This is a genomic window from Roseateles sp. P5_E11, from assembly GCF_054049355.1.
Window position 1 is genome coordinate 1 of record NZ_JBFUMO010000170.1, and the last position, 10,717, is coordinate 10,717.

At 67.7% G+C, this 10,717-nt stretch carries 12 protein-coding genes; 6 read left to right on the top strand and 6 right to left on the bottom strand.

The genetic code is table 11. The annotated features are described in order from the left end of the window. Positions 1-81: 81 nt before the first annotated feature. From ACXJKR_RS14400 to ACXJKR_RS14425, 6 genes are read left to right on the top strand one after another with little or no spacing between them, the layout of a single operon-like run. The gene (locus ACXJKR_RS14400; protein WP_457323413.1) at positions 82-1,041 is read left to right on the top strand and encodes a branched-chain amino acid ABC transporter permease; all 960 of its coding nucleotides are present in this window, start codon (positions 82-84) and stop codon (positions 1,039-1,041) included. Next, a complete protein-coding gene (locus ACXJKR_RS14405) occupies positions 1,034-1,786 on the top strand; it encodes an ABC transporter ATP-binding protein (RefSeq protein WP_457323414.1) in 753 nt (250 codons plus the stop codon). The genes ACXJKR_RS14400 and ACXJKR_RS14405 overlap by 8 nt, the downstream gene beginning before the upstream one ends. Beyond that, positions 1,783-2,493 (top strand): ABC transporter ATP-binding protein, encoded by a 711-nt coding sequence (locus tag ACXJKR_RS14410; RefSeq protein ID WP_457323415.1) that lies wholly within the window; start codon positions 1,783-1,785, stop codon positions 2,491-2,493. Before ACXJKR_RS14405 ends, ACXJKR_RS14410 begins: the two co-directional genes overlap by 4 nt. 2 nt (positions 2,494-2,495) lie before the next feature. Further along, complete coding sequence (locus ACXJKR_RS14415; protein ID WP_457323416.1) at positions 2,496-2,933, top strand: acyl-CoA thioesterase; 438 nt, start codon at positions 2,496-2,498, stop codon at positions 2,931-2,933. Continuing rightward, the gene (locus tag ACXJKR_RS14420) at positions 2,930-3,355 is read left to right on the top strand and encodes a RidA family protein (RefSeq protein WP_457323417.1); all 426 of its coding nucleotides are present in this window, start codon (positions 2,930-2,932) and stop codon (positions 3,353-3,355) included. Before ACXJKR_RS14415 ends, ACXJKR_RS14420 begins: the two co-directional genes overlap by 4 nt. 57 nt (positions 3,356-3,412) lie before the next feature. Next, positions 3,413-4,600 (top strand): DUF4172 domain-containing protein, encoded by a 1,188-nt coding sequence (locus ACXJKR_RS14425; protein ID WP_457323418.1) that lies wholly within the window; start codon positions 3,413-3,415, stop codon positions 4,598-4,600. Positions 4,601-4,670: 70 nt separating this feature from the next. On the opposite strand, the gene ACXJKR_RS14430 is transcribed toward ACXJKR_RS14425, so the two are convergent. The 6 genes from ACXJKR_RS14430 to ACXJKR_RS14455 are packed head-to-tail and all read right to left on the bottom strand — an operon-like array spanning position 4,671 to position 10,560. Next, a complete protein-coding gene (locus ACXJKR_RS14430; RefSeq protein ID WP_056193545.1) occupies positions 4,671-5,363 on the bottom strand; it encodes a hypothetical protein in 693 nt (230 codons plus the stop codon). Between the two features lie 8 nt (positions 5,364-5,371). After that, positions 5,372-6,178 carry a DeoR/GlpR family DNA-binding transcription regulator gene (locus tag ACXJKR_RS14435; RefSeq protein WP_457323419.1) on the bottom strand — a complete coding sequence of 269 codons (807 nt, stop codon included), beginning with the start codon at positions 6,176-6,178 and terminating at the stop codon, positions 5,372-5,374. 44 nt (positions 6,179-6,222) lie between these two features. After that, complete coding sequence (locus tag ACXJKR_RS14440; protein WP_457323420.1) at positions 6,223-7,188, bottom strand: N-acetylglucosamine kinase; 966 nt, start codon at positions 7,186-7,188, stop codon at positions 6,223-6,225. Then, complete coding sequence (locus ACXJKR_RS14445) at positions 7,185-8,363, bottom strand: SIS domain-containing protein (RefSeq protein WP_457323421.1); 1,179 nt, start codon at positions 8,361-8,363, stop codon at positions 7,185-7,187. The genes ACXJKR_RS14440 and ACXJKR_RS14445 overlap by 4 nt, the downstream gene beginning before the upstream one ends. A gap of 2 nt (positions 8,364-8,365) precedes the next feature. Then, positions 8,366-9,649 (bottom strand): D-tagatose-bisphosphate aldolase, class II, non-catalytic subunit, encoded by a 1,284-nt coding sequence (locus tag ACXJKR_RS14450; RefSeq protein ID WP_457323422.1) that lies wholly within the window; start codon positions 9,647-9,649, stop codon positions 8,366-8,368. After that, on the bottom strand, positions 9,646-10,560 hold the full coding sequence (locus ACXJKR_RS14455; protein ID WP_457323423.1) for an EamA family transporter: 915 nt from the start codon (positions 10,558-10,560) through the stop codon (positions 9,646-9,648). The genes ACXJKR_RS14450 and ACXJKR_RS14455 overlap by 4 nt, the downstream gene beginning before the upstream one ends. Between the last annotated feature and the right edge of the window lie 157 nt (positions 10,561-10,717).

Below are 10,717 nucleotides of genomic sequence, written 5' to 3' on the forward strand. Positions count from 1 at the left end.
GCCCGGCGCTGGCCTCCATCCTCATCTATGTGCTGATGGCGGCCATCTTGTTCTGGAAGCCGCGCGGCCTCTTTCCCGCCCATGGCTGAAGCGCGCAGCCTCCACCACCGCGGGCTCGGCCGTTGGATCTGGCCATTGCTGGCCCTGCTCGCAGCCCTGCCACTGCTGCTGCAGGCCATGGGCCTGGAGTTCTACACGGTCGTCGGCACGCGCATCCTCATCTTCGCCATCGCAGCGTCCAGCCTCAACCTCATCCTCGGCTTTGGCGGGCTCGTCAGCTTCGGACATGCGGCCTATATCGGCTTGGGGGCCTACACGGTGGGCGTGCTGATGGACGCGGGCATCACGTCGGCCTGGATTGCCTGGCCGGCGGCGATGGGGGTCAGCGCAATCGCTGCGGCCCTCATCGGCGCCATCAGCCTGCGTACACGCGGCGTCTACTTCATCATGATCACGCTGGCGTTTGCGCAGATGTTCTATTACCTGGCCGTGTCGCTGAAGGCCTATGGCGGCGACGACGGCCTGTCGCTGGCGCAGCGCTCGGTGCTCGGCTTCGGCCTGGACCTGAAGGACGATGCGAGCTTCTACTGGGTGGCGCTCGCACTCTTCGCCATCGTCATGGCCGGCCTGCAGCGGCTCGTGAACTCGCCCTTCGGCTGGCTGCTGCAGGGCGCGCGCGAGAACGAGGTGCGCGTCGCCGCCGCGGGCGGTCGCGTGTTCGCGCTGCGCTGGCAGGCCTTCGTGCTCGCGGGCGCCATCGCGGGTCTGGCGGGCGCCATGCTGGCCAACCTCAACGGCCTGGTGTCGCCGCACCTGATGCACTGGTCGCAGTCCGGCCAGTTGATGGTCATGGTCATCATCGGCGGCGCTGGAGCGCTGTGGGGCGGGCCGCTGGGTGCGCTGGCGTTGCTGCTGCTGGAGGAACTGCTGTCAGGCTACACCCTTCATTGGCAGCTCGGTCTGGGCGCCTTGCTGCTGCTGGTCGTGCTCTATGCGCCGCGCGGGTTGGCGGGACTGAACTGGAAGACGCGCCGTGCTTGAAGTCAAACAGCTGGTGAAGCGCTTCGGCGCGCTGGCCGCGACCGATGGCGCGAGCTTCGAGGTGCGGGCGGGCGAGCTGCATGCGCTGATCGGCCCCAACGGCGCCGGCAAGACGACGCTGATCCACCAGATCTCCGGCGCGCTTGCGCCCGATTCAGGTGCCATCGTCTTCGATGGCGCGGACGTCACGCGGCAAGGCATGGCCCGTCGCGTGCAGGCCGGCCTGGTGCGCAGCTTCCAGATCACCAGCCTCTTCAAGCCCTGCACGGTGCGTGACAACCTCGTGCTCGCCGTGCTGGCGCGGCGCGAGGGCGCGCCGTCGTGGTGGCGCACCGCGCGCGCCGACGCGGCCGCGCATGCAGAAGCCGACGCGCTGCTTGCACGGGTGGGGCTGACGGCTCAGGCCGGCCGCACCGCCGGCGAGCTTGCGCATGGCGAGCAACGCCAGCTTGAAGTCGGCCTTGCACTGGCTGCCAAGCCGCGTCTGCTGCTGCTGGACGAGCCGCTGGCTGGCATGGGTCCGGACGAGTCCACCCGTATGGTCGAGCTGCTGCAGGCCCTCAAGCGCGAAGGCCTGACGCTGCTGCTGGTCGAGCACGACATGGACGCCGTCTTCCGCCTCGCTGACCGCATCTCGACGCTGGTGGTCGGCCGCGTCATCGCTAGCGGCACGCCGGCCGAGATCCGCGAGCATGCCGAGGTGAAGCGCGCCTACCTTGGCGACGAGCTGGAGGCGGCCGTATGACGGCCTTGCTCGAGATCAAGGACCTGCAAGCCGGCTACGGTGCCAGCCAGGTGCTGTTTGGCCTGGAACTGACCATGCAAGCCGGCGAGGTGGCCACGCTGCTGGGCCGCAACGGCATGGGCAAGAGCACGCTGCTGCGCTGCCTGTGCGGGTGGATGGCGCCCAGCAGCGGCCGCATCCGCTTCTGCGGCCAGGACATCACCGGCTGGCCGGCCGACCGCATCGCGCGGCTGGGCCTGGCGCTGGTGCCCGAGGGGCGGCAGGTCTTCCCCAACCTCAGCGTGCACGAGCATCTGCGCGCCTTCGCGGCCAACCGCAGCGGCGCGGCCGAGCCGTGGACGGTGGAGCGCGTCTACGGCCTCTTCCCGCGCCTGGCCGAGCGCGCCGGCCACATGGGTCAGCAGCTGTCGGGTGGCGAGCAGCAGATGCTGGCCATCGGCCGCGCGCTGGTCACCAATCCGCGCCTGTTGGTGCTGGACGAGGCCACCGAAGGCCTAGCCCCTATCGTGCGCGAGGAGATCTGGCGCTGCCTGGATTTGCTGCGGGCCGCTGGCCAGACCATCCTCGTCGTCGACAAATACGTGCAGCGGCTGATTCGCCTGGCCGACCACCACACCGTCGTCGAGCGCGGCCGTGTCGCGTGGGCCGGCCCTTCGGCGGCGCTGGCGGCCGACCCGGCGCTGTGGCAAAAGTACGTGGGAGTCTGACGGTGAGCGCTTTCGCCTTTCAACGCGAGCAACTTGTGCGCTTCGGCCACTGCGACCCCGCCGGCATCGTCTTCTACCCGCGCTACTTCGAGATGCTCAATGAGCTGATCGAGGACTGGTTCGCCCAGGGCCTGTACCTGCCGTTCGACGTGCTCATCGGCCAGCGCGGCGTCGGCATGCCCACGGCGCAGCTCGACACGCGCTTCCTGCGCGTCAGCCGCCATGGCGACCGCCTCGTGCAAACCATCCACATCGAACGCCTGGGCGGCGGTTCGATGACGCTGCGCATCGCCTTCGACGGCGCCGACGGCACGCGCGTCGAGTTCACGCAGGTGCTGGTCTGTACTTCGCTCGCCACCCACAAGCCCCAAGCCTTTCCGGCCGATCTGCGTGCCGCGCTGGAGCGCTCGCTCGCCGCACAACAGGAGACAAACACATGAGCAACCACAAGCAAATCCTGCAGCCCGCCGGCTGGACCCAGCCGCGCGGCTATGCCAACGGCGTCGCGGCGAGTGGCCGCCAGGTCTTTGTCGCCGGCCAGATCGGCTGGAACGAGCGCTGCGAGTTCGACAGCGACGACTTCATCGCCCAGGTTCGCCAGACCCTGCTCAACATCCGCGCCGTGCTCGCCGAGGCCGGTGCGTCGCCCGAGCACATCGTGCGCATGACCTGGTACCTCATCGACAAGCGCGAGTACATCGCCCGCGGCCGCGAGGTGGGCCAGGCCTACCGCGACGTGCTGGGCCGCGACTACGGCATCGCCATGAGCGCCGTGCAGGTGTCGGCGCTGATGGAGGACAGGGCCAAGGTGGAGATCGAGGTGACGGCGATGGTGCCGGAGGCTGCGGGCCAGGGCGCTTGAGCCGCAATTCTGGTAATTCGGCTCACAATTTGAGCCGATAGTGCTAAATTGCGGCTCATGACCGCGAGAGCACGCCCCTGGAACTGGCTTCGCGCCGACTGGCCGGACTTCGTTTACGACAATGCGGCCGTCAGCGCCGACCTGGCCCAGGCCTACCGTTTGCATGGCGTCATGGAAGGCAAGGCTGCAGCCATCGGCTTCACCGGTACCAGCGACGTCGCGCTCGACTCGATGGCCGACGAGGTGCTGACCACGGCGGCCATTGAAGGGGAGCGGCTGTCGCTGGACGCCGTCAGGTCGTCGGTCATGCGCCGCATGGGCTTGAAGGCGCCGGGCCCCATCGACCGTGCCGTGGACGGCCTGGTCGCCGTCGTTCACGACGCGACCACCGCATCCGGCACGCCGCTCGACGAAGACCGGCTCTGCCGGTGGCAATCGGCGCTGTTCCCGGGCGGCACTTCAGGTGTTCAACGCATCGCCGTGGGCCGCTATCGGGATCACGAAGACCCGATGCAGATCATCAGCGGCCTGCCCGGCCGCGAGGTCGTCCACTACGAGGCGCTGCCATCGGCCGATGTGCCGCGGCACATGACGCGCTTCATCAACTGGTTCAACGACACCGCGCCCGGCGGCGCTTCCTCGGCGGCACGCCTGGACGGCCTTGCGCGTGCCGCTATCGCCCACCTTTGGTTTGAAAGCATCCACCCGTTCGAGGACGGCAACGGCCGCATCGGCCGCGCCCTCGTCGACATGGCCGTGGCCCAGAACCTCAGCACGCCGGTCAGGCTGTTCAGCCTGTCGCGGCAACTGCTGGAGCGCCGCTCCGATTACTACGACCAACTGAATCTCTGCCAGCGTGGCGGCATGGACGTGACGGGCTGGGTGCAATGGTTCGCGCAGCAATGTGCTGCGGCCTACTCGGCGGCCAGCGCCACGATGGACAACGCCCTCGTGAAGCGCCGGTTTGTGGAGCATCACGGGATCGCCGGGCTGCCTGAGCGCCAGCGCAAGGTGTTGCAGCGTTTGCTCGACGACGGTGACGGCGGTTTCGTGGGCGGGCTCAACGCCGAGAAGTACATGAAGATGACCGGTGCGTCCAAGGCCACGGCGACACGGGATCTGGCGGAGATGGTCAAGCGGGGGCAACTCTGGACCACGGGTGCGGGCAAGGCTTTGCGGTATCACGTTAACGTGCCGGGCTGGACGCACGGTGGCGCGATCGGTGAGAGTTTGGGCACGCGGTAGTGGGGGAGCTCCGGCACCTCGTGCCGCGCCGGCAGGTGAGCATGAGGTCGCACCTCATTGGCAGGCGCAATTAACTGCCTGGCTTCCTGCTTCTTTGCAGAGCAACACCAGTGAGCTGCGATACATCGAATGGCGCCGATTCCATCGCGCCAAGACACTCCAAGATAATTCGCGCGCAGTCTCTTTTTACGCGCACAAAGATCTGCTGGAGATCTTCATAGCCGATGTGCAACCTTTGTTCGCTCGGAAAGAGGTCTTGCGTGACAGTCAGCTTTCCGAAATCGTCAGCGTGCAGAAACGCCTTCTTGTGAAGAATCGCGTTGCGCAAGATTCGAAGATCGCCCATCACGTCTGACTGAACCATATTCAGCTTTACCTGCATCGAATCCGCTAGTCGCTGGCGTATCTCCAGCTCCCAATATGCATAGATGAAGATGACTATGGAGCGCGCGTGTTGTTGCTCGTTTGAGCCACCAGGAGCGTTCGCCGCCATGTAGTCATTAGCTCTCGTGATGCGGTCCAAGATTACGTCGGGTTGCGAGGGGTCTTCGTACGAAGTCCAAACGACAACCTTTTGGGCAGCTTCGTTAAAACCAGTCTTCGTCGGCCGAAGGATGCGGTGAACCTGACGCTCAACCTTTGTGTGGTGACCTGCGTAGCCAGCGAGAGCATCCATGTACGCGCCGCATTGCGCGTTGACGAAATCAATGAACTCCTGGGCAATAGCCGCCGCCTCTTCATTTGGCTGAATCGCTTTGGTCACACGCAGTCCTAAGCCAACACCACCTCAATCCCCCGCCCCCTCAACTGATCCACGATCGCCTGATCCGCCCCGGTGTCCGTGATCAGCATGTCCAGCTGTTCCACCGGGGCGATGACCGACAGGTTGCGCTTCATCAGCTTGGACGCGTCCGCCACGGCCACGACCTGGCGGCTGATCTTCATCATCTGGGCGTTCAACTGCGCTTCCAACAGATGGGGCGTCATCAGGCCGATGTCGGGGTCGAGGCTGTCGACGCCGAGGAAGAGGCGGTCGGCATACAGGCCCTGCAACGCGGCCACGGCCTGGGGGCCGGACAGCGAGAAGGAGTTGGGCCGCAACTGGCCGCCCGGCATGATGAGGTTGACGTGCGGCACCGTGGCCAGCAGCGCCGCGATGTTCAGCGCGTTGGTGATGACGTTCAGCGACGTCAGTCGCAGACCGCGAATCTGCTTGGCAATCTCTTCGGTCGTGGAGCCCGAGTCGAGCAGGATGGTTTCGCCGTCGCGGATCATCTTGGCCGCCTCGGTGGCGATGCGCACCTTCTGCTCGTGGCGCAGCTTCTGCTTCACGCCGATGGGCACTTCCTCGGTGTCGCGTTGGGCCAGTGCACCGCCGTGGGTGCGCAGCACAGCGCCGGTGGAGGCCAGCGAGTTCAGGTCGCTGCGGATGGTGACGACGGAGGTGCCGAAGCGCTCGGCCAGTTCGTCCACCGTGACGCGGCCCTGCGTCTGCACCAACTCGCGGATCAGCCGGCGCCGCTCGTCGATGAGCAGCGGGCTTTCGGTTTTCGCGGGCAGTGAGAGGGAGGTGGGCATGCAGTGGCGAAAGGCGGGGCGGGCTTTCGAATGATATCGACGGCTCAGGCGTCCAGTCGTGCCAGCGCCTCAGGCGTCAAAGGCCGGCCGGCCAGCCGAGCCGCGTACAGCGCAGCGCCCAGCTCCGGCCCGAAACGCGGCGTCTTCAGCACCGACCCCGGCAGGCGCCGCGCGAGGGCAGCTTGCAGCGGCCCCAGCACCAGCTCCCCGGCCGCAAACACGCCGCCGGAATAGGACACGGGCACGGCCTGGATGCCGCAAACCCCGGCAATGCCGAGGTTGCGCGCCACGCCCGCAGCGAGAGCCGCCAGTTCGTCGCCGGCGCGCACCAGCAACTGGCGGGCCTGCACGTCGCCCGCGTTGGCGGCGGCCGTGGCGAGGCGGGCGACCTGGGCCAGCTCGCTGCGCGCGGCGCTGCCGTTGATCTCGCGGCAGAGGTCGAGGTCATGCTTCAGCTCGAAGTGTTCGCGCACCAGGCCGAGCAGCGGGCCGGGCTCGGCGCGGCAGTCGGCCATGCGCGAGAACAGCGCCAGCACCTCGCGCGCCAGCCAGTGGGCCGAGCCTTCGTCGCCGAAGACCTCGCCCCAGCCGCCGCAGCGCGCGCCGCGRCCCATCCATTCGCCATAGGCGATGGAGCCGGTGCCGGCGACAAGGCTGATGCCGTCGGTGCCCGCCAGCGACCCGGCCCAGCTGCAGATCATGTCGTTGCCGACGCGGCTGTGTGGCACCACGCCGGTGAGCAGTGCGTCGAAGGTGCCGAGCAGCTCACTGTCCTCGCCATGCGCGGGCAGGCCGGCGAAGGCGTAGCTGACGTCGCTGGCCGCCACGCCGGCCTGGCGCAGCGCGGCCTGCACGCCGTCGCACAGCAGCGCGCGCAGTGCGTTGAAGCCGATCTCGATGTAGTAGCTCGTCGTCGACTCATGGCGCGCGAGCAGGCGGCCGATCTCGTCCACGAGGACGAAGGCGGTCTTGGTGCCGCCGCCGTCGATGCCGAGGAAAAGGCCGCTCATGGGTGCTGTTGCTGATTCACGGGATGGATGGTGACACCGCTGACGACGCGGGTCACGGTGCCCGAGGCGCTGGGGTTGTCGGGCGTGATGCCGAGCTGCAGCGAGGCGAGCAGGGCCAGGCATTGCGCGAACACCAGGRCCACGGGCGCCAGCGCCAGGTCGGGGGCGGACGCAGGCAGGGCGAGGTGGACGTCGTCGGCATGCGGAGTTTCGGCACCGTTCAGCGCAGACGTACGCAGGGCCAGCACGCGAGCCGGGCCCTGCTGGCGCAGCTCGCGCAGCAGGTCGAGGTCGTACTGGCGCGTGTAGGGGTCGTTGGACAGGATGATGACGACGAGCGTCTTGTCGTTGAGGATGGTCTTGGGCCCGTGGCGAAAGCCCAGTGTCGAGTCAGCCATGGCCACGAGCTTGCCGTCGGTCAGCTCCAGCATCTTCAGCGCGGCCTCGCGGGCAAGGCCCAGCAGCGTGTTGCTGCCGAGGAAGACGATGCGCTCGAAGGGCGCGTCGGTCAGCGCGTAGAGGCGGTCGCTTTCTGATTCCACCAACGTGGCGGCGGCTTGAGCCAGCGCTGTCACCGGCGCCAGGGGCAGGCTGAAGGCCCAGGCGGCCGCCAGCAGCATGCCGCTGAAGCTGGACGTCATCGCAAAGGCGCGGTCATTGGTCTCGTCGGGCAGCAGCAGCACTTGCGCGCCCGGCTGGCCAGCCATGCGCCGGTTCAGTGTCCCGTCCGCCGCGCAGGTGATGACGAGGTGGTGGCAGGTCTTGATGAAGCGATCAGCCAGGTCCACGGCGGCCAGGCTTTCGGGGCTGTTGCCGGAGCGGGCGAAGGACACGAGCAGCGTCGGCACTTCGGCCTGCAGGCATTGCTCGGGGCTGGAGACGATGTCGGTCGTCGCCACGGCCTCGACGCGGATGCCGGGGCGTTGGCCGAGGTGGCGCAACAGGGCCGGTGCGATGCACTGGCCGATGAAGGACGAGCTGCCGGCGCCGGTCAGCACGATGCGCAGCTGGGGCAGGGCGAGCAGCGGCGCCAGGAAGGCGTCGAGGGCGGGGCGCTCGGCTTGCAGTTGGGCGTAGACGGTTTGCCAGACGGCGGGTTGATGCGCGATCTCACGGGCCGTGTGCGCGGCGCCGCGGTGGTCGAGGTCGGTGGGGTCGAGATGAAGCAGGGTCATATTCAGGCGGCGCAGGCGTGCAGATAGGGGCGCAAGGCTTGGACGGTGCCGTCGCGCAGCAGGGAATCGGTGCCGGTGGTGATGCGGCCGTCGCGCACCGCCTCGTACTGGCGCGGCAGGTACTGGCTCAGCAGCGTCAGCGGCGGCGGCGCGGCGTCCAGGCGGGCCAGCATGGTCCGGCAGGCCTCTCGCACGGCGGGGTGGGCCCAGTAGTAGCGGATGCGGTCGCTTAAGGAATATGCGAGGTCGACATCCAGCCGCGCCGGGTCCTGGTAGTAGCCGCGCCAATGCTCAGGCTCGGCGCGCATGACGCCCAGCACGGTGTCGACCAGGCCTTCGCCCTTGCCCACCCATTCGCGCTCCACAGCGGCCAGGGCCCACAGCGTCTCGCGCAGTGCGAAGGTCACGCCGGGGCCGACCTTCAGGATGGCGAAGTGGTCGCGGGCCAGTTGGGTCAGGTGCTCGGGGGTCTGGTAGTCGGTCGAATGGGCTTCGAAAACCATGCCGGGCTGGCTCTCGATGAAGGCGCTTAACGATCGCGCCTTCTCGGGCCGGTAGTCGATGACCTTGTGGTGGTCGAACTCCACGCCGGGCTGCACGACCATGGCGACGACACGCTCCCAGGCCAGGTCCAGCCCCGCGCGGGCGAAGGCGTCGCGGTGCAGTTCCAGCGTGGAGGCGGCGGCCTCGGGCGACGTCACCGCCAGCTCGCCCAGGTCTTCATGCGCGCCGCCGGGCACGGGCACTTCGGTGCCGATGACGTAGACCGGCGGGTCGCCACGGTCGGGCGCGTCGCGCCACGCCTGCTCGGCTGCGCGGCACAGGCGCACGGCACGGGCGGCGATCTCGGGCTCGGGCAGCGGCACCGGGTCGCCGGCGCAGGACATCGAGCAATCCAGGTGAATCTTGCGAAAGCCCGCACTCACATATTGCGCCACCATGATCTCGGCCTTGGCCATGGCTGCAACGGCCGGCAGTTTGCGCCAGGCGTTGGGGCCAAGGTGGTCGCCGCCGAGCAGCAGCAGCTCGGGCGCCAGGCCCTCGGCTTCGGCCAGGCCCTGCACATAGCGGCGGAAGTCCAGCGGCGTCATGCCGGTGTAGCCGCCATCCTGGTTGACCTGGTTGGACGTGGCCTCGATGAGGGCCGGCCGGCCCTGGGCGGCGCATTCGCGCAGCGTGGCGGCGATGACGACGGGGTGTGCGGAACAGACCGAGGGAATGCCAATGGCGACATCACCGTTGGCTGCCTGCTTGTGGCGGCGCACGAGGTCGAGCATGAGCTTCATGCGGCGTCTCCTTGAACGGGTTGGGAAGAGGAAGAAGAGGAGGGCGTTTCGGGTTGCAGCGCCAGCAGCAGCGCGGCCAGCAGGGCCAGCGCGACGCCGGCGAGCTTGCTGCCGCTGGGTGCGGCGCCGCTGAGGGCCATTGAGAGCACGGCGGTAAGCAGCGGCGCGCCGGCGTTGACCATGGGCGACACGACCATGGCCTTGCCGTAGCGGAAGGCGTAGACCAGGGCCAGCGCGCCGATGGCGTTCAGCACCTGGATGACGGCGGCAAGGCCCGGGCCCTGCCAGCCCCAGTTGATGGGCTGGGAGAAGTCGGTCATCCACAGCGACACCGGCACGCAGGCCAGGGCGCCGACGGCCATGTAGAAGAAGATGCTTTCGGCGCTGGTGCCGGCGTTGGCCAGCTTGATGAAGTAGGCCTGCAAGCCCCAGGCGACGAGCACGGCCAGGGCCAAAACAAACCACAGGCCCATCGGCTGACCCGTCTGGCCAAGTTGCAGGTCGAACAAAGGCAGGGAGCACAGCGCCAGCACGATGCCGGCCATGCCCAGCTTGCCGGTGCGCTCGCCCAGCAGGCCAAAGGACAGCGCGATGGTGATCGCCGGCGACAGCGACACGATCGGGAAGATCAGGTAGGCCGGGCCCGACTGCACCGCGCGGAACAGCAGCATCTGGCCACCGGCACCCAGCAGCCCGACGGCCAGGCCGAGCACGACGGAACGGCGGTCACGGTCGATGCGCCAGCCCGTGCGGGCCTGCACGATGACCGCCGGCGGGATCATGGTCAGTGCCCATACGGCATAGATCAAGGTGTCCGGGAAACCATGCTCGGCCGGCAGTCCGGTGAAGGCGCCCCAGACGCCCCAGAGCAGGGTCGAGATCAGTGCGTACGTGAGCCAGTTGCTCTGCATCGGAAGTCTTTCGTGGATCTGGAAGTCCCGTTTGGAACTTTCGAGCGAAAGCATAAACGAACGAAAACGAAAACACAACGACGAAAACGCCTTCGTATGCCAAATTCCGGAGGCGAGGGGTGAATCCCTATATAGCTCGCACCTCTCCCTCTATGTC